This is a genomic window from Brucella oryzae (assembly GCF_041929965.1).
In the GTDB taxonomy this organism is placed as follows: domain Bacteria; phylum Pseudomonadota; class Alphaproteobacteria; order Rhizobiales; family Rhizobiaceae; genus Brucella; species Brucella oryzae.
The window spans coordinates 1-24092 of the sequence record NZ_JBHEEO010000006.1; the positions used below are offsets into that span (position 1 = coordinate 1).

The window sequence follows — 24092 nt, forward strand, 5'->3', positions numbered from 1 at the left end:
GCTGGTTTCTTCAACATATCCCAATGAATCACAAAACCCCAGGCATAGCCAGGGGTTTGTCAGCAGCCTGAGGCCGGAGTTTTCACTCCGGCCTTTTACTTTGATAATTCTTTTAGAGGGTTTAAGCCGCCTGTTCGCGTTCTGGAAGCGGCGTTTCGCCCTTCTTTTCGCGGATCAGGTTGATGAAGCGACGGAACAGATAGTGCGAATCCTGCGGGCCGGGCGATGCTTCCGGGTGGTGCTGCACGGAAAAGACCGGCTTGCCGACGACGCGCAAGCCGCAATTGGTGCCGTCGAAGAGCGACACATGCGTTTCCTCGACATTTTCCGGCAGCGAATCTGAATCGACCGCGAAGCCGTGATTCATCGAGACGATCTCGACCTTGCCGGTCGTGTAGTCCTTCACCGGATGGTTGGCGCCGTGATGGCCCTGATGCATTTTCTCGGTGCGTCCGCCGAGCGCGAGCGCCAGCATCTGGTGGCCGAGGCAGATGCCGAAGACTGGAAGGTCGGTTTCGACAAGCTTCTTGATGGTCGGCACGGCATATTCGCCGGTTGCAGCCGGATCGCCGGGGCCGTTGGACAGGAAAACGCCATCGGGATTATGGGCCAGAACGTCTTCAGCCGTTGCTGTTGCAGGCAGCACGGTGACCTTCGCGCCGAGACCGGTGAGCAGGCGCAGAATGTTACGCTTCACGCCGAAGTCGAGCGCGACGACGTGATATTCCGGCGCGTCCTGTTCGCCATAGCCATCCGCGAGCGTCCATGGCGTTTCCTTCCATGTGAGGCTCTGGCCGACCGTGACATCCTTGGCGAGATCGAGATTTTCAAGACCGCTCCATGCGGCGGCGCGTGCTTTCAGCGCATCAAGATCGAACTTGCCGCTTGGATCATGCGCGATGACCGCGTTCTGCGCACCGCGCTCACGGATGAGTGCCGTCAGCGCGCGCGTATCGATACCTGCCAGCGCAATGACGCCGCGGTGTTTCAGCCAGGCATCCAGATCATCCGTTGCACGGAAATTCGATGGCGTAGTGATGTCGGCTTTGAAGATCGCGCCGACCGCGCCGTGGCGATTGGCAGGCGTCAGGTCTTCAACGTCTTCGGCATTGGTGCCGACATTGCCGATATGCGGGAAGGTGAAGGTGACGATCTGACCGGCATAAGACGGGTCGGTCAGGATTTCTTCGTAACCGGTCAGCGCTGTGTTGAACACGACCTCGGCTTCAATTGCACCGATTGCACCGAGGCCCTTGCCTTCGATCACGGTTCCATCGGCAAGTACGAGGATGGCGGTTCGCTTCTCAACAGTCCAGGGTGCTGTTTTCGGTGTGGTTTCTGTCATGGTCTGCACTCCTGTTTGTTAGCCGCGCGCCAGCGTGTGCTGCCGTGTTTCAGCCTGCCACCGGTAAGGTAGCTTGAAAGATGAAGCGTCAAGGGTCATATATGCGCCAAAAGGCAGCGGGGATTTGAAACCTCCCACTGCCAGCACGTGCCGATGTCCTGCTAAGCCTTGAGCAATAGAGAAACTTGAAGGCCGGGTCAATCGTCGGAAGCCTGGCTTTCCCGAAATAATGACGATGATCATCGCATTATTTCTCGGGATGTCGGTTCGGACAGCTCGGCGTTTCTGTTCGCTTGCTGTATAGATGCACGAAACGAACAATATAGAACTTACACCGTCAGGAGAGACGTTATGCTTCGCCAGGAGATTTCCCAGGCCCTTACGACCGCGCTGAAAGCACAGGAGAAGCGTCGCATGTCGACGCTGCGTTTGATCCTGGCTGCGGTGAAGGACCGAGATATCGCCAACCGTACCGCTGGCAAGGACCCGGTCGGGGACGAAGAATTGCTGGGCATTCTCGGCAAGATGGTCAAGCAGCGCGAAGAATCCGCCCGCATCTATGAAGAAGGCAGCCGCCTTGAGCTCGCAGAAGCCGAGCGCGAGGAAATCGCGATCATTTCCGAGTTTCTGCCGCAGCAGATGACCGAGGATGAAGTCAAACAGGCCTGTGCGGATGTGATTGCCGAAATTGGTGCTCAGGGCCTCCGCGACATGGGCAAATGTATGGCTGTTCTTAAGGAGCGCTATGCAGGCAAGATGGATTTCACCAAGGCGAGCGCCATCGTGAAATCGCTGCTGCAGTGAAAGCGTGAGGCATAAGTGCCTTTGCTTTTGTTTAGCCCCCGCTCTGGCGGGGGCTTTTTCTTGTGCTATGCATGGCAACGACTGATCAACGACCGGGTGTGAACTGATGAAAACAGCTTTGCTTGTTATAGACGTTCAAAACGACATCGTGGCCGGGACGGGCACTCTGGAACGGCAGCCCATTATCGACCGTACCCTTGATGAGATTGTCATCAGACTGCGCGATCTGCGGGAGAAAGCGCATGAGGCTGGAATTCCGGTCATCATGGTGCAGCATGATGGCGGTCCGGGTGACGAGCTTGAAAAAGGCATAGCCGGATGGGAAATCCGCGAAGAGGTTGCTTTAAAACCGGGAGATGTTCTCATTGAAAAGCGCAGCTGCGACTCTTTCCATGAGACGGACCTTCAGGCTCTTTTGCAAAAACTGGATATTTCGCATCTCGTCGTGGGTGGTTGCCAGACGCAATATTGCATCGACACGACCGTCCGGCGCGCCGTTTCTCTCGGTTATGACGTCACTCTGATTGGGAACGCGCATACTACGGGCGACACTGCCAGCCTGCAATTTGCGGATATCGTTGCGCATCACAACGAAACGCTGAATGGCTTCAAGGCTGGAAATGCCCGTGTGCGGGTTCGCCCTGCTGCGGATATTTCCTTTTGATATTCAACGTCTTGCGGCAACGGGTGTGTGCCCGCCGCCGCATGGACTGATTTCAGCTCTGCTTGACGGTCTTGAGTCGCGTATCGCTGAGGAGCCCCTGTTCTTCGAGGACGGGATAGGCCATCGAGGCGAGCAGCGAGTTGATCTGCTTAAGATCGCGGATGGTGTCGAGATGGATGCTGCTTGTCTCGATGCTGCGGGTGGCGCCTTCGCGCAGGCGGCTGAAATGACGCATGCTGGTCTGCTTTTCCAGTTCACGCAGCTGGTCTTTTTCCTGCACGAGCTGACGGGCCGTGCGGCCATCGCGCGAAACGATCACATTGAACGCCATATGCGCATTGGCCAGAACCATGGCGTGGAAATGGCTGAGTTCCTTCCAGCCTTCCTCGGTGAATTCCAGCTTGTGATCCATTTTCTTTTGAACATGCGCCAGCATGTTGCGCACGATGATGTCGCCGACCTGCTCAAGCTTCACGCAGGCACCCAGCAATTCCTGCATGCGCAGCGACTCGAAATCGCTGAGCTCATGGGTTGCGAGTTTGGTCAGATAGAGCTTGATCGCGGCATGGCGCTTGTCCACGCGGTCATCGAGGGCTTCCAGTTCATCGATGCGCGCCTGATCGGGCTTTTCATAAAGCTCGATGATGCGGCGCAGCATGACTTCGATCGTGTCGCAGACGCCGACCACTTCACGGGTTGCATTGGCGAGCGCCTGCGAAGGCCGGTCGAGTACGGCAGTGTCGAGCGCGCTATATTGCTCGATCTCGATCGGCTGCTGTGAAGCCGGGGCGTTTTTGTCCGCATTGAGATTGACCAATGCTTCGGTTGCACGCAGCACGAGGCCGGACAGCGGAATGCCGGCAATCATCACGATGACGTTGAACAGGATATGCGCATTGACCACCTGCGAAACCGGATCGCTGCCGAGGAAGGCGACGGACGGTTTGAAGGTCTCATAAAGCACCAGCATGATGAGCGACCCGGCGCCGCGCATCAAAAGATTGCCGAGCGGCACAACGCGGGTTTCAGGCGGTGCATGGCGGGTCAGGATCGGGGCGATGATCGATGAGCCCAGATTGACGCCGAGAACCATCACCACGGCAAGCTCTGGATGGATCAGGCCGCGCGAGGCAAAAGTGGTGAGCAGGATGACGGCGGCAACGCTGGAATGAAACAGCCATGTCATCAGGGCTGCGAGCAGATAGGCTGTGATCGGATCGCCGGACAGATAGTCGACGATGACCGGCAGCAATTCGCTTTGCCGCAGTGGCTCGGTGGCCTGTCCGGTCATCTCCAGCGACATGATGAGAAGGCCGATGCCAACCAGAATACGACCGATCTGGCGCCAGTCGCGGCGCTCGGTGGTCATGAAGATGCCGGTGCCGATGACAAGGCAGAGTGGCACCAGAAGGGTGAGGTCGTAGCTCAGGATCTTGACGACGAGGGCGGAGCCAAGCTCGCCGCCGCGCACAGCCATGAGACCTGCGACACCGCTGACAAAACCTGAACCGACAAATGAACCGACGAGAAGCGTAACTGCTGTCGAGCTTTGCAGGGCGACAGCGAGGGCAAGGCCAAAGGCGACGGAAAGCAGCGGGTTCTGCATCTGGTTGCGCAGGCGTCTGCGCAGACGGTCGCCATAGGCACGCTCCACCCCGGTCCGGACCATGCGCGTCGCCCATAACAAAAGGGCAACTGCTCCGGCCAGATGCAAAAGGACCAAAGAACCATTCACGGCAAAATCCCTTCGGGTTGGAGGTGGGTGTAGTAACTCAGGTTGATTAAGCTAACGCAACAAATGAAGAAAAAATATGTTCCGGCTAATCAAATCTTCAAGAGATATGGGCTTGTTCGCGACTAAAAGCAATCCATCCCCTTAGTGTCATGACGAATATATGACAGTTTTGTGACAATGCGCCTGTTTGGCAGCGACATGTGATTAGCGGGGAGGGACATAAGCGTGCGATGGACTGTCGGAGCGGGCGCGCCTATATAGGCTATAGACTATCATCTGCCTGCCCGAACGAATTGAAAGTGAAATCTGTAATGCGTTTTCCGCCATCCTTTCTCGATGAGATCAGAGACCGCGTCCCGATCTCGACGCTGATAGGAACGCGCGCTTCGTTCGACCGCAAGAAAAGCAATCCTCCGAAGGGAGATTTCTGGGCCTGCTGTCCGTTTCACGGCGAGAAGACGCCGAGCTTTCACTGCGAAGATCGCAAGGGCCGCTATCATTGTTTCGGTTGCGGCGTGACCGGTGATCACTTCAAGTTTCTTACCGATCTTGAAGGCTTGAGTTTCCCGGAAGCGGTGGAACGTGTGGCCGACATGGCGGGTGTTCCGATGCCTGCGCGCGATCCGGAAATGGAAAAGCGTGAGGCACAGCGCGCTACGCTTTACGACGTCATGGAGCTGGCTGCGCAGTTCTTCGAAAGCCAGCTGCAAAGCGCCGTCGGCGCCAAGGCGCGCGCCTATCTGCGGGATCGCGGACTTTCGAGCGCCACGCAACAGACATTCCGCATCGGCTATGCGCCGGAATCGCGCAACGCATTGAAGGAGTTTCTGGCAGGCAAAGGCGTGTCGCGCGAGCAGATCGAGGCGTGTGGTCTCGTCGTGCACGGCGAGGGAATTGCCGTGTCCTATGACCGTTTTCGCGATCGTGTCATGTTCCCGATCGAGGATTTACGTGGGCGCATCGTTGCTTTCGGCGGGCGTGCGCTTTCCGCCGATGCTCCGGCCAAATATCTGAACTCGCCAGAGACTGAACTCTTTCATAAGGGGCGGGTTCTCTATAACGGCTTGCGGGCGCGCAAGGCCTGCCAGCCGCAAGGGGGCGAGCCTGCCAAATCCATCATAGCCGTCGAAGGCTATATGGATGTGATCGCGCTGGCGCAGGCGGGTGTCCATCAGGTGGTGGCCCCGCTTGGGACGGCGCTGACGGAAGAACAGCTCGAACTCCTCTGGCGCATCAGCCCGGAACCCGTTCTGTGCTTCGATGGCGACGGGGCGGGGCTACGTGCCGCTTATCGCGCCGTCGATCTCGGATTGCCTGCCTTGCAGCCCGGAAAATCGCTGCGCTTTGCGCTTTTGCCGGAGGGGCAGGACCCGGACGATCTCGTCAAGGCGGAAGGTCCGACTGCATTTCATGCGGTCCTGCGTGATGCCAGACCGTTGGTCGATATGGTGTGGACGCGGGAAACGGCGGGCGGCGTGTTCGATACACCGGAACGCCGGGCTGAGCTGGAAGCGCGCCTGCGCGAAATCACCAGCCGCATCGCCAATGAAGATATTCGCCGCCACTACAGCCAGGATATGCGCGAGCGGGCGCAGGCCTTCTTCGGTCAGGGACGCCAGGGATATCAAGGCGGTGGACAGCGCAATTCGTCTTTCAATCGCAGGAATGAAGGCGGGCGTGGGCGCGGTGGAGCGGCCGGCGGTAATGGCCGTCTTGCGATTTCCGACAGTCTGGTGCGCTCCACGCTCGTTAAGGGCGGCAGGCCGGGCGCGGGATCACACGCTCCCTTGCGCGAAACGGCAATTGTTCTGACGCTTCTCAATCACCCACGTCTGATTGAAGAGGATTTCGAGACGCTGGCCGCGCTCGATCTGGGGCACGAGGCTCTCAAGTCACTGCATCTGGCCATGCTGGATGTGCTTGCTGCCGGTCACATGGAAGATGGCCACGCCATGCGGCGCGCACTGGTCAATGCCGGTCATGGTGAGCAGATCGAGATGCTCGAACTTGTGGTGAAGGGCGCGAAACTCTGGACTGCGACTACTCTGGCTGCAGAAGACGATGCACGCGAAGCCCTTCGGCAGGCGCTTCACTTGCATCAGCGTGCGCGCACACTACATAAGGAGCTGCGAGCCGTTGAGGCCGCACTTGAAACAGACGAGACGGGCGAATTGTTTGCGCGTCTCAGAGATATACAAAATCAGATTTTGAAAGCTGATGCGACTGAAGCTCTGATCGACGGTTTCGGCCTGTCTTCGGGGCGTCCGCCCGGCGGTTTCTGATTCGGTTTTTCGAATCATTTCTGCGAGAACAGCTGGAAATGCAGGGTTGCGATCTGGAAAACGTGCTCTATCTGGCCAACGAAAAGACCGCGACAACAAAATGATTCGCTTTTTAAGCGCGAATCAGGTGAGTCGCTCTTGACGTGTGGCGTAAATGACGGAATCACGACAGTTCGAACATAGAAAAGAACAGAAACCGGTGATGTCCGAGGCTGTGGGGCAGCAACTGGAGCTGGGCTGGAAAAGTGGGCCGGAAAGATGGCCCGAGAAAAGGCATTGTCTGATCGACCGCCTGATCTGCCCACAGGAAATCGGAGATGAAGAAGCCCGATACCGATGGCAAGGTTAATCCGCCATTAACAGGAAATCGGCTACTCGCAGAATCAACTGACGGATTGCGGCCTCGCAAAACTGTCCGAGAACTCTATATATCTTAGAAGCGACCGGGGTCGCCTGGAGAAGAACATATGGCAACGAAGGTTAAGGAAAACGAAGAAGCCGAAGTCGAGCGCGAAGGTGCTGCCGACGGTCCGCTTCTCGACCTTTCTGACGATGCTGTCAAGAAGATGATCAAACTCGCGAAGAAGCGCGGCTACGTCACCATGGACGAGCTGAACGCCGTGCTGCCTTCCGAGGAAGTGACATCCGAGCAGATCGAAGACACGATGTCGATGCTTTCCGATATGGGCATCAATGTCGTTGAAGATGACGAGCAGGACAACGACCGCGAAGAAAACGGCGACGACGACTCGGAAGAGGGCGGCGAGCTGGTCGAATCCGGCGGCACGGCTGTTGCCACCACCACGACCAAGAAAGAGCCGACCGACCGTACCGACGATCCGGTGCGCATGTATCTGCGCGAGATGGGGTCTGTCGAGCTTCTGTCGCGTGAAGGCGAAATCGCGATTGCAAAGCGTATCGAGGCCGGTCGTGAAACCATGATCGCCGGGCTTTGTGAAAGCCCGCTGACCTTCCAGGCGATCATCATCTGGCGCGACCAGCTGAACGATTCCAACATTCTGCTGCGCGAAATCATCGACCTCGAAACCACCTATGCCGGTCCGGAAGCCAAGCAGGCTCCGGTGATCGAGCGCGTGGAAGAGGAAAAGCCGCGCGATGACAAGCCTCAGCGCCGCTCGCGTGATGACGACGACATTACCAATGTCGGCGGCGACATGCCTGCGGAAGAGGAAGAAGAGGACGAGGACGAAGCCAACCTGTCGCTGGCGGCCATGGAAGCCGAACTGCGCCCGCAGGTCATGGAAACGCTCGACCTCATCGCCGATACCTACAAGAAGCTGCGCAAGCTCCAGGATCAACAGGTCGAGGGCCGTCTGGCCGCGACGGGCGAACTGTCGTCGAGCCAGGAGCGTCGCTACAAGGAACTGAAGGATCAGCTCATCAAGGCAGTGAAATCGCTGTCGCTGAACCAGAACCGTATCGAACAGCTCGTCGAACAGCTTTACGACATCAACAAGCGTCTGGTGCAGAACGAAGGCAAACTGCTGCGTCTGGCCGAATCCTTCGGCGTGCGTCGCGAGGAATTCCTCAAGGAATATCAGGGCCACGAACTTGACCCGAAATGGGTGGAGCGCGTCAGTACGCTTTCGGCCCGCGGCTGGAAGGAATTCGCAGCCAAGGAAGAGCGCGCCATCGACCGTCTGCGCTCCGAAATCCAGATGCTTGCGACCGAGACCGCAATTTCCATCGGCGAATTCCGCCGTATCGTCAATCAGGTGCAGAAGGGCGAACGCGAAGCGACCATCGCCAAGAAGGAAATGGTGGAAGCCAACCTTCGTCTCGTCATCTCGATTGCAAAGAAGTACACGAACCGTGGTCTGCAGTTCCTCGATCTTATTCAGGAAGGCAATATCGGCCTGATGAAGGCTGTCGACAAGTTCGAGTATCGCCGCGGTTACAAGTTCTCGACCTATGCGACCTGGTGGATTCGTCAGGCAATCACCCGTTCGATTGCCGATCAGGCGCGCACCATCCGTATTCCGGTGCATATGATCGAAACGATCAACAAGATCGTTCGTACGTCGCGCCAGATGCTGCATGAAATCGGCCGTGAGCCAACGCCGGAAGAACTGGCTGAAAAGCTTGCAATGCCGCTCGAAAAAGTGCGCAAGGTACTGAAGATCGCCAAGGAGCCGATCTCGCTCGAAACGCCGGTCGGTGACGAGGAAGATTCACATCTGGGCGATTTCATCGAGGACAAGAACGCACTTCTGCCGATTGATGCGGCCATCCAGGCCAATCTGCGCGATACGACGACCCGTGTTCTGGCTTCGCTGACGCCGCGTGAAGAACGTGTTCTGCGCATGCGTTTCGGCATCGGCATGAACACCGACCACACGCTGGAAGAAGTCGGCCAGCAGTTTTCGGTTACCCGCGAACGTATCCGCCAGATCGAAGCCAAGGCGCTGCGCAAGCTGAAGCATCCGAGCCGTTCGCGTAAGCTGCGCTCGTTCCTGGACAGCTAGGCGATACTGAACGAGAATATACGGGAAGGGGAGGCGATATGTCTTTTTTGAAGCGTTTTTTCGGTGGAGGCTCTGCCTCTGAGACACCGGCAGAGCCGAAAGAGGCGGGTCGCCTTGAACACAAGGACTTTCTGATCATTGCCACGCCCTATAGCGAGGGCGGGCAGTATCAGGTCTGCGGCGTCATTTCCAAGACGATCGATGGCGAAGTGAAGGAATATCGCTTTGTTCGTGCCGACCGTTGCCCCGGCATCGAAGATGCCGCCAGCATTTCGCTGAACAAGGGCCGGCAGATCGTGGATGAACAGGGCGAAGCTATTTTCCGCTGAACCGTCCGCAAGAGAATTGAAAAAGCCGCGCACGCAAAATGCGCGGCTTTTGCTGTTTAGAGGTTAATGCGGGTCGCACACCATGGCGACCATTCTGCGTACGAGGGGCAGAATGGCGAGGAGAACCGGAAAAGCGACCACCCACGAAAGAGCCCATGCCGTCATCCAGCTCGATGCGAGGTCGGGATGGCTAACGCCAAGGCTCTTGGCGGTCGCAATCAAGGAGACAATGAATGTCATCATGATCGATAGAATGAAAGGCATCACGATGGATGCATAGCGTGCGGGCAGTTTCCTGCGGCGTGCGCATTCAAACTGAGACATGTGTATTCCTGAATATTATGCGGGGAAGGCGCAACGAAACATCAATACGAATTGCCGTTCCCGGCGAGATTGATGCGTTGCCTAACGTAAGACGCTTACGGTCATGATAATGACGTTCGCTTACTAACCCGATCAGGATCGAATTTCAAGTGTTCTAGGGCGGCGATTTGTCCACGCCATTCCCGACATAATTCCATTATACGCTTCATCATGAACGACAAACCATTCTGGCGCACCAAGACCTTGAACCAGCTCACCCGCAGCGAGTGGGAGAGCTTGTGTGACGGTTGCGGCCAATGCTGCCTGCATAAACTGCAGGATGACGACACAAACGAGATTTACTGGACCAGCGTTGCCTGTACGCTGCTCAATCCAGAGAGCTGTCAGTGCCGTGATTATCCGAACCGCAAGAAGACAGTGCCGGATTGTGTTTTTCTGACACCGGAAATCGTTGACGAAGTGGATTGGCTGCCTGTGACTTGCGCCTATCGTCTGGTTGCTGAAGGTTCGGACCTCTATTGGTGGCATCCGCTTGTTTCGGGTTCATCCGAGACTGTGCACGAGGCTGGCATTTCCGTTCGCGGCAAGGTGACGGCTTTTGATCACGACCTGGAAGATGACGAAGATTATCTCGACCATATGGCGATGCCGAGCCACCGCTGAAGGCTCGCCTGCTTTTTTCAAACATTGCGTAAATTTAATCTGTGCTTCGAGTATGGTGGAGCCGACTCTGTATTATTATAACTTATTGAATTTATTTATTTTATAAAGGTGTGCGCAGACATGCCTTCTGTTTTACGGAAAGCTGAACGGCACATGAACACGGACTTTTCATTCTGTTCATCTATCGGGCGCTACTTCTCGGGTGTCTCAGGCAAGACCTGAAAACAAATTGAAAGAGGTTCAAAGATGTCTGCTATTTCGCTCAAGTCGTTCGTCGTAACCGCCGCTCTTGGTGTTGCCGCCATCTTTTCGACGGCAGCTTCGGCCAGCGCTGCATCGCCGGTTGTCACTCCAGCCGTCAGCACTTCGGCAAGTTCCGCAATCGTTAATGTCGATTACCGAGGCTATCGCCATGGCCGTCCGGTCTATCGGGGCCGCGCTTGCTCCATTCAGGGTGCCAAGATGAAGGCGAATCGCATGGGCATTCGCAATGCGCGTGTTGTTTATCGTGGCAAGTCGGTGCGGGTTCACGGCTTCCGTCACGGTCGCCCTGCCGGTGTCGTGTTCGCAAATGTACGCGGTTGCCCGATCATTCGCTAAGACGCGCGGCTCAAGTTTCAAAAGCCCCGGCCTGAACAAATCAGGCCGGGGCTTTTCTTGCTGACAGGCAAAAGAAAAGGGGCGCTGGTGCGCCCCTTCACAATTGCCAATTGGGTTGCCATTATTCCTTGATTTCGAAAACGACATTGACCGAAACGTTGTAGCTGTTCTCACCAGCTGCAACTGGCACGGCGTCTTCCGGCGCTGCGGCAGCCATGCTCCTGAACTGGGCGCGAGCGATCGGCATCGGCATTGGAGGGCGGCTTTGTTCGTTGATCTCGACGACACGGCCAATGCCTACACCGGCGGCATCGGCAAGGGTCTTTGCCTTGGCTATGGCGTCGGCAACGGCGCGCTTGCGCGCTTCATTGATCGTGGCGGACGGGTTGTCGTTGACGAAGCTCAGATCGCCACCCTGATTGACGCCGAGTGTAACAGATTCATCAAGCACATTACCGACCTTGGCCAGATCGCGCACGCGAACCGTCAGGCTGTTTGAAACCGTATAGCCGGTGATGCTCGGCTCTTTCAGGCCATTCTTGTCGTCAGGATAGACATAGCGCGGCTGGATGTTGATGCCGCCGGTCTGAAGATCGCGGTCTTCAATACCGGCTTTCTTCATGGCCTCGAGTACTTTTGCCATGGCTTCGTTGTTGGCGGTCATGGCTTCGCGTGCTGTCTTCGCTTCGCGCAGCACGGAGAGATTGAGGACGGCCATATCGGGCGAGGCGGTCATGGTGCCTTCGCCGGTAACGGCGATACGCGCAGGCTGCTTCGTCATCTGATTCTCCTGTGCCTGAGCTGGCAGTGCCAGTGCGCCTGCGAGCATGATTGCAGAAAAGGAGGTTGCAAGAAGAGTGGTAGCGCGGTTGTTCATAAAATCTCCTATAGAGAAAGTTGAGGCAGCTTTGGCAAAGCTGATGGTCCCGATAAGGTCGACCGCTTTGCCTTTGAAATCGTTTATTTCTTAAGTTCCCTCTCTTGTCTGAAGCCGACGATATCAGACTTGAAATGCGTGCCAATTGCAACTGCCGGTTCAAATCGGAAAGACCGTGGTTCCAGAGCGGTTCCAGTTAAAGCAGAGTCGCTGGAGCCGCTCTAAGTATTTATTTCGTCGCATTATCCCACGCAAAACCGCTTCGCATTTTTGCTGGAAATGCTCCAGGCTGCATGCATCGCAACTGAATATGTGCGCATTAGGGCAACTGATGCATTTGACAGCTTGTGTCCCGGCTTTCTTTAGGGTAGGGCAAGGATGCGTGGGGCCTGTAGCTCAATTGGTTAGAGCCGGCGGCTCATAACCGCTTGGTTGGGGGTTCGAGTCCCTCCGGGCCCACCATTCTTTCTTCAGTCTTGCAGCAATTGCTAATGTGTTGCTCGCCCTGAATTCTGGCTCTGTCGTTCAATCAAATCAACATTTCCGGACGAGACGAGCTTTGAAGCTCTATTGCCGTGAAAATTGGGTTACGGTGACTCGGAGTTTACTACGCATATTGCCAGGCATCGCGAAAAGCCGCTTTAATGCGCCGGGTGAAAAGTCCATATTTGCAAACGCAGCGGTTAAAAAAAGCGCGAAACTGCAGTTGATCGGCGTTTGCCAAGATCAATCTAGAGCATGTCTCCCAAACGCGGAAACCGGTTTTGGGACAAAGACGTGTGTATAAACAAATAGATAGAGCATTTCCGACGATTCAATTTAGAGGGGAAATGCTCTAGCGCCCAAAAGAGTAGTAACTTACCGCGCTTTATTATCAAACTTCACAGGTTTCCAATGCTGATCCGTGAAAACATTGATAAAAACGCCACGCATAGCACGGGCACATTTCTGGAATGGGCGCTGTACTTCCTTTACCAGCTTTGCGAACCCTTTTCGCTTCGTCCGCTGGGTTCGGCGCTCCAGCTGAATCAGGCTCTCCTGATGTTCTCCCAATCGGCGGCGTTGGATACATACAGCCGGTGAAACCTGATAGATTTTCAAACTGTGGAAACAGTCGTAGTTCGGATCAAATATCAGATTATCGATTGGTACTAACACCTGTTCCATCAGCGACAATACTTTTTGCGCTGCACTCCGCGAGATAATATAGCCACCCGTGCAAAGATGGATCGAGAGCAGCCGACCGATACGTATATGCGTATCTGCTATTTCCGATAATTTCCCGACGAGCACCGTCTTGCTGGTCGTTTCCAGTTTTACAAGGTCAGCAGAAGGCGGAATCCAACTCTCATCCTTGAGAAGGCGCCCGATATGAGGACTGAAAGAAACGTCGTCTTCGAAGACCGCTCCATACTCTTCTTTGCCGTTGGCAATGATTTCCAGGCATTTTCGATGGCTCAGATAACACCCGAGTTCTGACGGTGTGATAGCATGTGGCCAAAGGCTCGTCGCTGGTGTCAGCCGCTCCATGTCCTCAGGTGAAAGCGCGCGGCCGTCAACCGCAGACAAACGGATAAACCGTACGTCAACCCTTTCAAATTCCTCTGCTATTTCCTTAAGTCTGTCCGTAGAACGATCTAGATTGATGACGATGCACTGCATCGAATGCCCCCATTGTCCCCACAACTTGACATGGCATTATCGTTAGCTCCAGGGTGTGTCAATCAGGGAAAACGTCTATACCAAAGCCAAGGCGATCAGGTCGCATAAGGCCGATATATTTCCGCGTTTTTGCTGCTTTCGGCTTTGATGACAGTTCGGCCAAAGAGAGAATTACGCACCAGAAATGCAGTAGCATTTCCGGATTCTTCGACATCCGGGACGTTTTCGGAACGCTGATTTATTTCGCGTCCGGCCTATCGCAAACTTTCAACAAATTTTAGCAGTTCGTTAAGAAAATAGTAACGCAATGAAACAATTTTTTAAGTGACGTGAAATGGCAACAAAATGGAGGTTTTGGGCGATGAGAAAAAATGCAACCACCGTTGCGCTGGCATTGGCAGGGTTGGTGGCGAGTTCTCTCGCGGCTTCAGCGAAGACGAGTTATTTGGGTGAATTCCGCGATTGGGGCGTTTACCAGAACACCGAACTTGCGGGTAACAAGTGCTATGCCTTGACGGTGCCGATCAATTTTCATCCCGCCGGTGTGCGGCACGGCGATAATTTCGTGATTATTTCCAAGACGGACGGCCAGTACAGCCCTCAATTGGTGATGGGGTATGACCTGAAGGCTAATAGCTCGGTCAATGTGATGGTGGATGGCGCGCGCTTTCCGTTCTTCAGCGAGGGCAATCGCGCCTGGGCGGAAAATGTTGCTGATGAAGCGAAGCTGATGCGCGCCATGCGCGCGGGCAAAACGCTCAATGTGCAGGCAACATCGGCACGCGGTACGCAGACCCGCTATACGTTTTCCCTGATGGGGCTATCGGCATCTCTACAGCGCGTGGATCGTTGTCGATAACGATCAAAAAGCCCTGCCGTGCAGCAGGGCTTTCTCTTGAAGGATGCGATTTTATGAAAGCCAGGTCTGGCGATTATACCAATCGTCCAGATCGGAACGCACGCGGTCCCTTTCTATGCCATAGCGTTCCTGGATTTTGCCTTCCAACTGCTCACGCTGACCGTTGATCTGGTCCAGATCGTCATCGGTGAGTTTACCCCACTGTTCCTTGATCTTGCCCTTGGCCTGTTTCCAGTTTCCTTCAATGCGATTCCAGTCCATTGGTTGTTCCTCCGTTCTGGCCCCCGTTCTGGCTTGGTTATGGTTAACTAACGCGGCAGGATAGGATTGGTTCACAAAAAAATTGTAGAACCAGCTCAGAGGCCGAGGAACTTGAAGGGCTCGCTTTCCTTGAAACTGTCGTTGACGACGCCATTGAACGTGTTGGTCTGATTGGCACCTAGATCGAGTTTCTTGACCTTGCCGGTCTCCTGTGAAAAGTCGACTTCCTTCAAATCAACCCAGAAGACATTGGGCGTCAAAGCGGATTCGAAGAAATAGAGCTTGCGCTTCTGATCGGCGACCGTCCGCCAGCGTGTTGAGGAAATGTTCGGCTGGTCGGGCGTCGTCAGACCGTATGGGACCGAGGTGTTTCGAATGACACTGAAAACACTGGCAATCGACTCAACCGGGTCTTCGGCTTTCGGGATAGCATTTACGTAGAAGGAGGCGCGTGCGAAACGGTCTGCAGCGCGGTTGGTGCCCGGCAGCATGACAGTGCCGCCAATCTGGGTCCAGTAGGAGTTAAGCGCCAGCTGTTCGTCATAGGTCGGCGAGTTGGTCATCACCTGATATTGCTTGCCGTGATGGATCACCTGCTTGCCGTCGATATATTCGATGACCGCACTGTCGCCGCTGGAATCGGATATCGCCAGATGTAATGTTGCCAGCCTGTCTTCGCCGGGGACCTTGTCCGTGACAATTGTGAAAGGATCGGTACCCAGCTCCTTGACCGCCTCATCGACCGTGGCGAAATTATCAAGCACATACTGTGCCCAGGCCGCGATGCTGAGGCCCGGTGTGGTGCCGTCATATTTGGGATATTCGGATTCGACCAGCCACAGGGCGCCAACGGAAAGTCCAGCTTCGTTCAGCCCGTCTGTCGTGGAAATATCATAACCGGAGGCGATGACGCTGCCATATTTGGATGTCCACTGGATTGAATTCTTGCCTGCCTCACCAGAACGTTTCATGCCGCGCGGGAATATCCAGAGATTGGTTGCAACGTCCACTTTCCAATCCATGGATCGCGCAGTCATAACCTGATTGTTGGTCCCATGATAAACAAAACGCGTGCAGGCTTCGGCAATTGGTGCGGCAAGCATGCTGCCTGCAACGAGCGCTGTGGTGCAGATGCTGGAAAAAGACCGCTTCAAAATCGGCATGGATCGTCCCCTCTGTGATGCCCGGTAGTCTCACGGGCAGGATGCCCTCGCAACGCGATATAAGGCAGTGATTGTAGGTGGAAAGGCAGGCGCGCGGGTTTTAACGCCCGCCCATATATCCGCGCTGCTTCCATTGCTGGAGCGGCATGATGTCAGGCGGTCCGCCGCCCACCTCATACCAGGAATCGACGGCCCATTTCTGGCCCTTTTTGTCTTCGATGACAGCAGTCCAGTGCGGATAACGACCGTCGAAAAAGACACCGCGCGATGTGCGGCGTGCGACCGTGTGATGTTTCAGCCAGCCGCGCGATTGCAGATAGCGAAGGAAGCTATCGGTATTGGTCGATTCATCGATGCAATCCATCTGGCCCTTGATGCGGGCTTTGCCGAATTGCATTCTCGGCTTGTCCCGAACGCCGATGGCCGCGGTACTGCGTTGTTCGAAGATTGCAACTGCCGTGCGCAATGCCTTCCGCTCGCCGTCCGCGCTGCGACTGCCATTGTGCAGAAGGTTTCGGATGCGCTGCTCGTCCTTCGCAGTCAGCGTAACCTTGGTCCGATAATGGCATTCATAACCGTGGCAGACGCTGAAGGTCTGCGCCGAAGCATGTCCGACCGGCAACACCAAACCTATGAGGGCACTAGCGCCCAGCAGTTTCATCAAATCGCTGCTCCGCTTTCCAACTGTTCGTTTTGAACACCGCATCTTGTCCGAAGACCGTTTCACATTTTTCGGGGTTCTATCCGAAGATATTTCCCTGCAATTTCAGCAGGATAAAATAGATCGAATCTCCCGGTATCTTAGCCGTGCTTGTGGCTGGTGAAAAGGAGGGACGGTTCAAGGCGTTCCAGTCCCTGATAGGGATTGGCATGGATTGCAAGAATCCAGAGACAGAAAGAGGCAGTGAGCGAATAGATGACGAGCGCCTTCACGCCAGCCCGCACGCGGTCCGCATGGGTGGCGGCGATGGTTATGGCTGTCAGAAATGTCAGCGAGAGCACGAGATACCATTTGTAGTAGTCAATTGAGGTCGATCCGACGGCCAGGCGTGTATTGCGTGCGTCCTGCAATTCATCGAAGTCGTTGATAAGTTGGGAGATAACGGGCGAGGGTACGTCGGTGCGCGCCAGATTAATGATCTCGCGCCTTATATTCTGCAGCGCAGTTTCAACTGAATCTGCCGGCTCGACATTGATCTTGTCGCGCCATTCATCGTCGATGACGGCAAGGCGATAGCCGGTAAGAGCGGCGGTAAGTGCAGGTGCGTTCAATATTTCAGCGTGGGAGGTTCCGATCAAACGGGAAATGGCCGAACGCTCTTCACTGATGGCCTGATCAGCGCGGGAATTAACGCTCCATATATCCGCTGCGACAAAGCCGAGTGACAGGGCCCAGGCTGTTGCAATGGTGCTGATAAACGCACCGATAGGAATCGAGAGAATGTCGCTGGCTGCATGCTTGGACAGCATGTCGAGCGCAAAACGTCCGACTGCGTAGAACACAAGCCCGAGTATGGTGAAGGCCGCAAACGAAAGGTAAATCGGCAACTCGAAGATATAAGTCATTCATCCCCCCAATTGATATCGCGCCTATTATTATCGGAAGTCGTTGAATTTTACTTAGACGGTTCCAGTTAAAACGGAATCATTGGAACCGTTCTATCTATTTGTTTTCATGCATGTCTCCCGAAACCGGTTCTCACTTTCGGGAGACATGTTCCAGAACTGATCAACGGGCAGGAATAACAAAAACCCGCCGGTTTTGCCGACGGGTCAGATCAATGAAAATAATTATGTCGTGGATTAGAAAGTAACGGAGAAACCGACGACTGGCCCATGCTGGGTCACGTCATATTTGAATTTCCCAACCACATCGTTGTCCTTATAATCCTGATAAAGTGCTCGATAGCCGACGCGGAATGTCGTGGGGACATCGAAAACAAGCGTGCGATAACCGAGATAGATCTGGCCGTTAGCGCTGAGCTTGGTTCCAGCGCCGAAACCGCCAATGTCGGCTTCTGCAAAAATGTTCCAGCGATCGTTGATGTCGTAGAAAACACGCGTACCCACGAATGGGTCAGTCCATTCCACCTTGCGTGACCCGCTGAAGCGACCGACTTCAAGCCCGGCCTCCAGCTTTGTCCAGCGAACGCCGATCGTTGGCTCAATTGCGAAAATACGCTGGTTTCCGAAGAGCGTCGTTCCTTCGAGCTGCTTTTCATAAACGCGATAGTAAGCCCCACCCGAGAGGGTCGTGGTTTTGATATCGAGAGCAAGCTCGTTGTCCAGGAGGTTTTCATCCTGGCTGGTCTTGACGTACTGCCCGTCGATAAAAAAGCCAACCGTTCCGTTACCGACATCGACATTGCCCATGAAGCTCATATCGAGATTGTCGAGAATCTCGCGGAAGGGGATGTTCACATCGGTGCTCCGCCCCAACAGGCCGGCGCTACCGTTCAGTGATGCGCCCCAGACATAAGGGCTGAAGATTATGCGCCAGCGCTGCTGATCCTGAAATTCTGGTCGTGGTGCTATGGTATCTGCGGCGAGCGATGCCGCTGATGTGCCTGTTAAAATAGCCGATGCTAATATAATACTTCTGAAAAACTTTATCAGTAAACTTCCGTTCTGGTTACGCGATATTTCGTCTTCCACCGAAAAAGCCCCCTCGAGTATGTATCGGCAATCCTGATTGCATATCGGATTCCATTCTTTCTCCATATATATGCAAATAATTTTGGAAATAAACTGAAAATTGATACTTGAGTTTATTGTAGCTGACTTTCGGTAGGTGCAGTCATTTAATCGATAGGAGCGATGCCTTTCTTCTTTTCAAGGTGAGGTGGAGAAGCCGAATCTGGCAAGTCGGAAAGTGAGAGCTAATCAAGAACAAGTAAGCCTTTCGGGCCTTGGAGTCTGGAGCGCCGATCTGATTGAACCCGGTCGGCGCGCCCGTCTTTTCGAAAAGACGCTTTTGCTGCCCGACGGCTGTCTTACTACGGGACGTCGTCGGAGGCAGTCAGACCACCTTCGTTCTCCAGATTAGCAATGCGTCGGGTTTCCGAACGATTGAATTTCAGGCGCACACCTGCACCGCCGCCATTTTCCGGAATGAATAAGGCTCCAGCTTTTTCCAATGTGTCGGCCAATGCCTTTATCTGTTCATCTGATGGCGCGCCGAGCTTGCGCTCGAACTGCTCGATGGTCGATGCGTCGATCCCCGATAGTTGGGCCAGGCGATCGCGGGAGAACTCCACAAGTGCTCTGGCTGCACGGCATTGAGGTCCGGTTATCATTATCTATTTCTCCCCTTGCAGTTACGTTCGAAAGACAAATGCATCTAATGGTGGTCGGAGTTGCCGCCTTTCTTTCCTGCACCGTTGATAATCGTTTCGAGCAGCCAGGGCTTGTGGTCGATTATATCGGAAAGCTCCTGCAGACCAATTTGTGAACCGGCTTCCTTCAGCAGTGCGTCCGCACCCGAGGTCGAGCCATTCCTGTTTTCCTGTGCCATGCGATGCGCCCGTCGGATCAGAAGTTCCGGCTGTGAAAAACTGCTCTCGGCAAGTCTTTTCTCTATTCGACGCTGTAGCTCTTCCGGCGCAATCATCAGTTGAATTTCCTCGTTTCTAAAGTGGGCGTAGCCGATAAAGCTATGCGGCCCGCACTATGAATCTATGTTGAGATGAAGTTTTTGCTACGTGACAATTCGTACAAATCAGGCGTTTTCGGAAGAGTTTACTGCATGGATCAGTGCATGAGATTGCGGGTCTGCCCTACTTTAGTATCAGGTGTTAGTAACGAAATATTTCAGCACATCAAATCCGCAAAGTAGCCAACTTATTGCCACGCTTTCTCTTGTTTGCATCTGGCAAGCTACTTACATAGCCGATACGCCTTGGCGGGAAGAGCAGTGGTCAGGTAGAGCGTATGAAGGGAAGCGGGTTTCGCTTCGCGGGGGTATGCGCTGCGATGGCCGGTGCCTGTTTCCGTTTGATAAACAATAATAATTCGATGGTTTGCAATGGCCACTCTTCGTTATTTCATCTGGCCCATGGTTTTTACCGTATTGGGTCTCGCAGGTGCCGTTTGGCTCGGTTACGAAATGACCGGCACTTTTGGGGGAATGGTCTCCGTCTTCATCATCTGCGCCGTTCTGAGCGTTCTGGAAATCTCGCTTTCCTTTGATAACGCTATCGTTAATGCGCGCATTTTGCGTGACATGACTCCGGAATGGCAGCATCGCTTCCTGACCTGGGGCATTATCATTGCCGTTTTCGGCATGCGCATCATCTTCCCACTGGCCATCGTCGCGGTTGCGATGTGGACCGATCCGATATCGGCGCTGAAACTTGCGATCTGGCAGCCGGATGAATATGCCCGCGTGATATCGGATTCACACACAGGTATCGCCGCATTTGGCGGCACATTCCTGCTGATGGTCGGCATGAAGTACTTCTTCGATGTCGAAAAGGATGTGCACTGGATCAAGGCCATCGAAAGCCGCATGTCGAAGTTCGCCTCTGTGCAGGGTGTCGAGATCGGCGTCGCAATCGCTCTGATCATCTTTTTCTCCTACCAGCTGGATGCAGAGCATTCGCATACATTCCTGATTGCCGCGCTGTTCGGTCTTCTGACTTTCCTTGCCGTCGAAGGGCTTGGCGAGATTCTGGATGCGACGCAGGAGCAGATGGACATGGTCCGTCGCGGTGGCCTGGGAGCCTTCATCTATCTTGAGGTGCTTGATGCCAGCTTCTCGTTTGACGGCGTTATCGGTGCATTCGCACTGACGACGAATCTGTTCATCATCGCCATCGGCCTTGGCATCGGCGCATTCTATGTGCGTTCGCTCACCATCATGCTTGTCGAGCGCAAGACGCTGGGCCAGTACCGCTATCTCGAACATGGCGCTTTCTATGCAATCCTGGTTCTGGCGGTCATTATGTATGTGCAGACGCTGGTGCATATTCCGGAAGTCATTACCGGCCTTATCGGTGCGGCTTTGATCGGTCTCTCGTTCATGTCTTCGTTGCGCTATAACCGGCTCAATCCGAACTGGCAGGAAGAAGCCGAAGAGGTCACAGGGCACTAATCTGATTTGTCTGACTGGATTAAAAAGGGCAGCTTCGGCTGCCCTTTTTGTTGGTCTTGACCGAATCGCTCGAACTGAGGACCATCACGCGAGTGTGATTGATATCGCGTTCATGCAGCAGGCCGGTTCAAGGGACATGACCGGCGCGCTGCGGCCAATTCGGGGAAGGGGATTTCCATGGTCGTGACACGGTTGAGTAAAACCGCCTTCGTGGCGGCGATTGCTTTTTTCGCAACGCTGGTTTCATTCGGTAACATCACCGACTACGACACCAATTTCGGGTTTGTGCAGCATGTTCTGATGATGGACACGATCTTTCCCGATGCCACGATCAAATATCGCGCCATCAATAATCCGATGCTGCATAATGCAGCCTATATTCTCATCATTGCGGCGGAAACGCTAACGGCGATCCTGTGCTGGATCGGGGCCTTTGCCATGCTTGGCCGTCTGACTGACCGGGCGGTCAGTTTCAATCGCTCCAAGAAATGGGCCATCGCCGGTCTGTCGCTCGGCTTTCTGGTCTGGCAGGTTGGCTTCATGTCGGTCGGCGGAGAATGGTTCGGCATGTGGATGTCGCAAACATGGAACGGGATCGAATCCGCGTTCCGCTTCTTCATCACCATCATTGCGGTGCTGATCTTTGTCGCTATGCCGGACGGCGAGTTAGAGTAGATGCGATGTTGAGGCAGGCTCGTCGATCAATTCGACGCCAGCCTGTTTCATTTTTTGCAGCATGATGTCCATCGAGCCGTTGAGGTTGATGCCACGGCATGCATCCAGACGGACCCGCACCTGAAAGCCTTCTGCAACGGCGTCGAGCGCCGAATAAGCGACGCAGAAGTCGGTGGCCAGCCCGACCAGTGTGAGCGAACCGATATCGCGTTCGCGCAAATATCCGCCAAGACCGGTCGGCGTTTTATGGTCGTTTTCGAAGAATGTCGAATAGCTGTCTATGCCGATGCGAAAGCCTTTGCGAATGACGAGTTGTGCCCGCGTCCATTGCAGGTCAGCGTGAAAATCCGCGCCATGACTGCCTTGCACGCAATGGTCGGGCCAAAGCGTCTGCAGGCCATAGGCCATTTCGATCGTATCGAAAGGCTTGGCGTGGGCATGAGTCGAGGCGAAGCTTGAATGATTGGCGGGGTGCCAGTCCTGCGTGAGGATGACGTGTTCGCTTTCATCGATCAGTCGGTTGACGGTGGAAATGATTTCGTGGCCGCGATCAACCGCCAGCGCACCGCCGGGGCAAAAATCATTCTGGACGTCGACAACCACAAGTGCATGACCGATCATAGAATACTCGCTTTGCTTATTTCATAATCAACTATAGCCAGACAGGGTTCGCGAGACCAGCAATAAGCCGCGTTCTGGTATAACATCGACAAGAGTGCTACGGACGATTCTAATCAGGAACCAGACAGGAAACCATCATGACAGACGTAATCGTCCGCGACAGCAATGGCACTCAATTGAATGACGGCGATTCCGTCACGCTCATCAAGGATCTGAAGGTCAAGGGAACCTCCACGACATTGAAGCGGGGAACGCTGGTCAAGGGCATTCGCCTCACCGGAAATCCGGCTGAAGTCGATTGCAGCACCAAGCAAGTCAAGGGACTGGTGCTGCGGACCGAATTTTTGAAAAAAGCCTAAGAGCCTGTTCCAAAAGTCGCCCTGTGTGGCTGCAAATGGCAATTTTCTGCGTTCCGGTGCTCGCGTACCCTTAAGTACGCTCCGCTCCGGTACTCGAAAATCACCATTTTCGCACACACATGCCGCTTTTTGATTCAGGCTCCGTTATCAGGCATCAATTTCCACGCGACCACGTGGGCGGCTGCAGCAGGCGAGGATATAGCCTTCGGCAATTTCATCGTCGCGAATGCCGCCATTGTGGTTCATCTCGGTCTCGCCGCCAAGACATTTTACCTTGCAGGTACCGCAGATTCCGAATTCGCAGGCGCTCGGAATCTTGAGACCGCCATTGCGTGCGGCAAGCAGGATCGTGTCATTTTCCGTGCATTCCACTTCCAGGCCGGAAAGGCTGAAGACGACGCTGGCAGCTGCCACGGTCGGGGTGACGGGCGCTGCCGGGGCGGTTGCGGACTCGGAGAGCGATGAAGGCACCGGGATCGACGAAATCTCGCTGGCCGGATTAAAGCTCTCCTGATGATAATTGGCCATGTTGAAACCGGCGTCTTCCAGCAGTCCGCGCACACCGTTCATGAACGGTTCCGGTCCACAGCAGAAAACCTTGCGATGCAGAAAATCGGGTGCCAGCAGTTCAAGCCGGGCGCGGTCGATACGCCCATGCAGTCCCGGCCAGACATGGCGTGCCGATGATTGCTCGACGATGAAGGCCAGATGCATTGCTTCCATGCGACCCGCGAGCAATTCCAGTTCGCGCCGGAAAATGATGTCGTCGGGCGTGCGCGCGCAATTGATGAAGGCCAGATCGGTTGCCGGTGCACAGTCGAAAAGCCAGCGCGTCATGGAGACCATCGGCGTGATGCCGGAACCGGCAGAGACGAAGAGATATTTTTCGCCGGGATGGTTGGCGAGCGAGAAATCGCCATTCGGTCCGTAGGCTTTGATCTTCATCGGCGGGCGCAGATTGTCGAGCATCCAGCGCGTGCCGACGCTGTCCTTCTGCGCCTTGACCGTGACGGAGACATGATAGGGACGGGAAGGGGTTGAGGAAAGCGTATAGGTCCGCAGCACCGGACCCAGGCCGTCCGTCCGTTCAATCGGCAATTCGAGAGTGACGAACTGGCCCGGCGTATAGCGGAACCAGTTGTCCTCGGTGGTCTTGAAGGAGAAGGTCATGACGTCTGGCGCTTCTTCGATGGCCGAGATGCATTCCAGCATCTGCAACCTGTCGTTCCACGGCAGCATCTCGTCCAGATATTTCAGAGGCTGCATGGCCTTCTCACTTTTCAATTCGCAT

At 54.8% G+C, this 24092-nt stretch carries 25 protein-coding genes and 1 tRNA gene; 12 read left to right on the plus strand and 14 right to left on the minus strand.

Features of this window, described 5'->3' with window-relative positions:
* Positions 1 to 121: 121 nt before the first annotated feature.
* Entirely contained in the window at positions 122 to 1345 is a 1224-nt protein-coding gene (gene carA, locus JNC70_RS07640) for a glutamine-hydrolyzing carbamoyl-phosphate synthase small subunit (protein ID WP_104757500.1), read from the minus strand.
* A 351-nt stretch (positions 1346 to 1696) separates the two neighbouring features.
* Here carA and JNC70_RS07645 point away from each other — a divergent pair, with 351 nt between their 5' ends.
* Both JNC70_RS07645 and JNC70_RS07650 read left to right on the plus strand, forming a co-directional pair.
* On the plus strand, positions 1697 to 2149 hold the full coding sequence (locus JNC70_RS07645; RefSeq protein ID WP_104757501.1) for a GatB/YqeY domain-containing protein: 453 nt from the start codon (positions 1697 to 1699) through the stop codon (positions 2147 to 2149).
* Between the two features lie 106 nt (positions 2150 to 2255).
* A complete protein-coding gene (locus JNC70_RS07650) occupies positions 2256 to 2813 on the plus strand; it encodes a cysteine hydrolase family protein (protein WP_104757502.1) in 558 nt (185 codons plus the stop codon).
* 52 nt (positions 2814 to 2865) lie between these two features.
* Here JNC70_RS07650 and JNC70_RS07655 read toward each other — a convergent pair whose 3' ends face one another.
* The gene (locus tag JNC70_RS07655; protein ID WP_104757503.1) at positions 2866 to 4548 is read right to left on the minus strand and encodes a Na/Pi cotransporter family protein; all 1683 of its coding nucleotides are present in this window, start codon (positions 4546 to 4548) and stop codon (positions 2866 to 2868) included.
* Positions 4549 to 4859: 311 nt separating this feature from the next.
* On the opposite strand from JNC70_RS07655, the gene dnaG reads away from it, so the two are divergent.
* The 3 genes from dnaG (at position 4860) to JNC70_RS07670 (ending at position 9645) form a co-directional block, all read left to right on the plus strand.
* Positions 4860 to 6830, plus strand: coding sequence for a DNA primase (gene dnaG / locus JNC70_RS07660; RefSeq protein WP_374788578.1), 1971 nt, complete (start codon positions 4860 to 4862; stop codon positions 6828 to 6830).
* A 467-nt stretch (positions 6831 to 7297) separates the two neighbouring features.
* Positions 7298 to 9316 (plus strand): RNA polymerase sigma factor RpoD, encoded by a 2019-nt coding sequence (gene rpoD, locus JNC70_RS07665; RefSeq protein WP_104757506.1) that lies wholly within the window; start codon positions 7298 to 7300, stop codon positions 9314 to 9316.
* 38 nt (positions 9317 to 9354) lie between these two features.
* A complete protein-coding gene (locus JNC70_RS07670; RefSeq protein WP_104757507.1) occupies positions 9355 to 9645 on the plus strand; it encodes an HlyU family transcriptional regulator in 291 nt (96 codons plus the stop codon).
* Positions 9646 to 9708: 63 nt separating this feature from the next.
* Here JNC70_RS07670 and JNC70_RS07675 read toward each other — a convergent pair whose 3' ends face one another.
* On the minus strand, positions 9709 to 9969 hold the full coding sequence (locus tag JNC70_RS07675; protein ID WP_104757508.1) for a DUF2798 domain-containing protein: 261 nt from the start codon (positions 9967 to 9969) through the stop codon (positions 9709 to 9711).
* A gap of 210 nt (positions 9970 to 10179) precedes the next feature.
* On the opposite strand from JNC70_RS07675, the gene JNC70_RS07680 reads away from it, so the two are divergent.
* Positions 10180 to 10632: a YcgN family cysteine cluster protein gene (locus JNC70_RS07680; protein WP_104757509.1), complete on the plus strand. Its 453-nt coding sequence runs from the start codon at positions 10180 to 10182 to the stop codon at positions 10630 to 10632.
* 246 nt (positions 10633 to 10878) lie between these two features.
* Positions 10879 to 11232: an antifreeze protein gene (locus tag JNC70_RS07685; protein WP_104757510.1), complete on the plus strand. Its 354-nt coding sequence runs from the start codon at positions 10879 to 10881 to the stop codon at positions 11230 to 11232.
* A gap of 121 nt (positions 11233 to 11353) precedes the next feature.
* On the opposite strand, the gene JNC70_RS07690 is transcribed toward JNC70_RS07685, so the two are convergent.
* On the minus strand, positions 11354 to 12109 hold the full coding sequence (locus JNC70_RS07690) for an SIMPL domain-containing protein (RefSeq protein ID WP_104757511.1): 756 nt from the start codon (positions 12107 to 12109) through the stop codon (positions 11354 to 11356).
* 385 nt (positions 12110 to 12494) lie between these two features.
* Between JNC70_RS07690 and JNC70_RS07695 the strand changes: the two genes are divergently transcribed.
* Positions 12495 to 12571, plus strand: a tRNA-Ile gene (locus JNC70_RS07695).
* A gap of 396 nt (positions 12572 to 12967) precedes the next feature.
* Here the strand turns inward: JNC70_RS07695 and JNC70_RS07700 are convergent.
* Positions 12968 to 13771, minus strand: coding sequence for a glycosyltransferase family 25 protein (locus JNC70_RS07700; protein ID WP_104756214.1), 804 nt, complete (start codon positions 13769 to 13771; stop codon positions 12968 to 12970).
* Between the two features lie 361 nt (positions 13772 to 14132).
* On the opposite strand from JNC70_RS07700, the gene JNC70_RS07705 reads away from it, so the two are divergent.
* The gene (locus tag JNC70_RS07705) at positions 14133 to 14630 is read left to right on the plus strand and encodes an invasion associated locus B family protein (protein ID WP_104756213.1); all 498 of its coding nucleotides are present in this window, start codon (positions 14133 to 14135) and stop codon (positions 14628 to 14630) included.
* 51 nt (positions 14631 to 14681) lie between these two features.
* Here JNC70_RS07705 and JNC70_RS07710 read toward each other — a convergent pair whose 3' ends face one another.
* The 7 genes from JNC70_RS07710 to JNC70_RS07740 form a co-directional block, all read right to left on the minus strand.
* Complete coding sequence (locus JNC70_RS07710; protein ID WP_104756212.1) at positions 14682 to 14891, minus strand: CsbD family protein; 210 nt, start codon at positions 14889 to 14891, stop codon at positions 14682 to 14684.
* Between the two features lie 95 nt (positions 14892 to 14986).
* The gene (locus JNC70_RS07715; protein WP_104756211.1) at positions 14987 to 16054 is read right to left on the minus strand and encodes a linear amide C-N hydrolase; all 1068 of its coding nucleotides are present in this window, start codon (positions 16052 to 16054) and stop codon (positions 14987 to 14989) included.
* A gap of 100 nt (positions 16055 to 16154) precedes the next feature.
* Complete coding sequence (locus tag JNC70_RS07720) at positions 16155 to 16715, minus strand: hypothetical protein (protein ID WP_104756210.1); 561 nt, start codon at positions 16713 to 16715, stop codon at positions 16155 to 16157.
* Positions 16716 to 16855: 140 nt separating this feature from the next.
* Positions 16856 to 17620, minus strand: coding sequence for a bestrophin-like domain (locus tag JNC70_RS07725; protein WP_104756209.1), 765 nt, complete (start codon positions 17618 to 17620; stop codon positions 16856 to 16858).
* 237 nt (positions 17621 to 17857) lie between these two features.
* Entirely contained in the window at positions 17858 to 18649 is a 792-nt protein-coding gene (locus JNC70_RS07730; RefSeq protein WP_374788579.1) for a hypothetical protein, read from the minus strand.
* 401 nt (positions 18650 to 19050) lie between these two features.
* Positions 19051 to 19350, minus strand: a complete 300-nt coding sequence (locus JNC70_RS07735) for a helix-turn-helix domain-containing protein (protein ID WP_208623463.1) — start codon at positions 19348 to 19350, stop codon at positions 19051 to 19053.
* 44 nt (positions 19351 to 19394) lie between these two features.
* The gene (locus JNC70_RS07740) at positions 19395 to 19664 is read right to left on the minus strand and encodes a hypothetical protein (RefSeq protein ID WP_104756207.1); all 270 of its coding nucleotides are present in this window, start codon (positions 19662 to 19664) and stop codon (positions 19395 to 19397) included.
* 414 nt (positions 19665 to 20078) lie between these two features.
* Between JNC70_RS07740 and JNC70_RS07745 the strand changes: the two genes are divergently transcribed.
* Both JNC70_RS07745 and JNC70_RS07750 read left to right on the plus strand, forming a co-directional pair.
* On the plus strand, positions 20079 to 21146 hold the full coding sequence (locus JNC70_RS07745; protein ID WP_104756206.1) for a DUF475 domain-containing protein: 1068 nt from the start codon (positions 20079 to 20081) through the stop codon (positions 21144 to 21146).
* A gap of 177 nt (positions 21147 to 21323) precedes the next feature.
* The gene (locus tag JNC70_RS07750; RefSeq protein ID WP_104756205.1) at positions 21324 to 21821 is read left to right on the plus strand and encodes a DUF2165 family protein; all 498 of its coding nucleotides are present in this window, start codon (positions 21324 to 21326) and stop codon (positions 21819 to 21821) included.
* Here the strand turns inward: JNC70_RS07750 and pncA are convergent.
* Complete coding sequence (gene pncA / locus JNC70_RS07755) at positions 21813 to 22442, minus strand: bifunctional nicotinamidase/pyrazinamidase (protein WP_104756204.1); 630 nt, start codon at positions 22440 to 22442, stop codon at positions 21813 to 21815. The genes JNC70_RS07750 and pncA overlap by 9 nt on opposite strands.
* Before the next feature lie 137 nt (positions 22443 to 22579).
* Here pncA and JNC70_RS07760 point away from each other — a divergent pair, with 137 nt between their 5' ends.
* Positions 22580 to 22801 carry an alkylphosphonate utilization protein gene (locus JNC70_RS07760; RefSeq protein ID WP_006467255.1) on the plus strand — a complete coding sequence of 74 codons (222 nt, stop codon included), beginning with the start codon at positions 22580 to 22582 and terminating at the stop codon, positions 22799 to 22801.
* Positions 22802 to 22948: 147 nt separating this feature from the next.
* On the opposite strand, the gene JNC70_RS07765 is transcribed toward JNC70_RS07760, so the two are convergent.
* Positions 22949 to 24067, minus strand: a complete 1119-nt coding sequence (locus JNC70_RS07765; protein WP_104756203.1) for an FAD-binding oxidoreductase — start codon at positions 24065 to 24067, stop codon at positions 22949 to 22951.
* Positions 24068 to 24092: the final 25 nt, after the last annotated feature.

Bases quoted from the DNA above. Each gene is read 5' to 3' on its own strand.
- rpoD (WP_104757506.1), top strand. From the start codon at position 7,298: ATGGCAACGAAGGTTAAGGAAAACGAAGAAGCCGAAGTCGAGCGCGAA.
- JNC70_RS07760 (WP_006467255.1), top strand. From the start codon at position 22,580: ATGACAGACGTAATCGTCCGCGACAGCAATGGCACTCAATTGAATGAC.
- JNC70_RS07700 (WP_104756214.1), bottom strand. From the start codon at position 13,771: ATGCAGTGCATCGTCATCAATCTAGATCGTTCTACGGACAGACTTAAG.
- JNC70_RS07670 (WP_104757507.1), top strand. From the start codon at position 9,355: ATGTCTTTTTTGAAGCGTTTTTTCGGTGGAGGCTCTGCCTCTGAGACA.
- JNC70_RS07645 (WP_104757501.1), top strand. From the start codon at position 1,697: ATGCTTCGCCAGGAGATTTCCCAGGCCCTTACGACCGCGCTGAAAGCA.
- JNC70_RS07750 (WP_104756205.1), top strand. From the start codon at position 21,324: ATGGTCGTGACACGGTTGAGTAAAACCGCCTTCGTGGCGGCGATTGCT.
- JNC70_RS07765 (WP_104756203.1), bottom strand. From the start codon at position 24,067: ATGCAGCCTCTGAAATATCTGGACGAGATGCTGCCGTGGAACGACAGG.
- carA (WP_104757500.1), bottom strand. From the start codon at position 1,345: ATGACAGAAACCACACCGAAAACAGCACCCTGGACTGTTGAGAAGCGA.
- JNC70_RS07735 (WP_208623463.1), bottom strand. From the start codon at position 19,350: ATGATAACCGGACCTCAATGCCGTGCAGCCAGAGCACTTGTGGAGTTC.
- JNC70_RS07740 (WP_104756207.1), bottom strand. From the start codon at position 19,664: ATGATTGCGCCGGAAGAGCTACAGCGTCGAATAGAGAAAAGACTTGCC.
- dnaG (WP_374788578.1), top strand. From the start codon at position 4,860: ATGCGTTTTCCGCCATCCTTTCTCGATGAGATCAGAGACCGCGTCCCG.
- JNC70_RS07690 (WP_104757511.1), bottom strand. From the start codon at position 12,109: ATGAACAACCGCGCTACCACTCTTCTTGCAACCTCCTTTTCTGCAATC.
- JNC70_RS07675 (WP_104757508.1), bottom strand. From the start codon at position 9,969: ATGTCTCAGTTTGAATGCGCACGCCGCAGGAAACTGCCCGCACGCTAT.
- JNC70_RS07710 (WP_104756212.1), bottom strand. From the start codon at position 14,891: ATGGACTGGAATCGCATTGAAGGAAACTGGAAACAGGCCAAGGGCAAG.
- JNC70_RS07705 (WP_104756213.1), top strand. From the start codon at position 14,133: ATGAGAAAAAATGCAACCACCGTTGCGCTGGCATTGGCAGGGTTGGTG.
- JNC70_RS07745 (WP_104756206.1), top strand. From the start codon at position 20,079: ATGGCCACTCTTCGTTATTTCATCTGGCCCATGGTTTTTACCGTATTG.
- JNC70_RS07685 (WP_104757510.1), top strand. From the start codon at position 10,879: ATGTCTGCTATTTCGCTCAAGTCGTTCGTCGTAACCGCCGCTCTTGGT.
- pncA (WP_104756204.1), bottom strand. From the start codon at position 22,442: ATGATCGGTCATGCACTTGTGGTTGTCGACGTCCAGAATGATTTTTGC.
- JNC70_RS07725 (WP_104756209.1), bottom strand. From the start codon at position 17,620: ATGACTTATATCTTCGAGTTGCCGATTTACCTTTCGTTTGCGGCCTTC.
- JNC70_RS07715 (WP_104756211.1), bottom strand. From the start codon at position 16,054: ATGCCGATTTTGAAGCGGTCTTTTTCCAGCATCTGCACCACAGCGCTC.
- JNC70_RS07650 (WP_104757502.1), top strand. From the start codon at position 2,256: ATGAAAACAGCTTTGCTTGTTATAGACGTTCAAAACGACATCGTGGCC.
- JNC70_RS07720 (WP_104756210.1), bottom strand. From the start codon at position 16,715: ATGAAACTGCTGGGCGCTAGTGCCCTCATAGGTTTGGTGTTGCCGGTC.
- JNC70_RS07680 (WP_104757509.1), top strand. From the start codon at position 10,180: ATGAACGACAAACCATTCTGGCGCACCAAGACCTTGAACCAGCTCACC.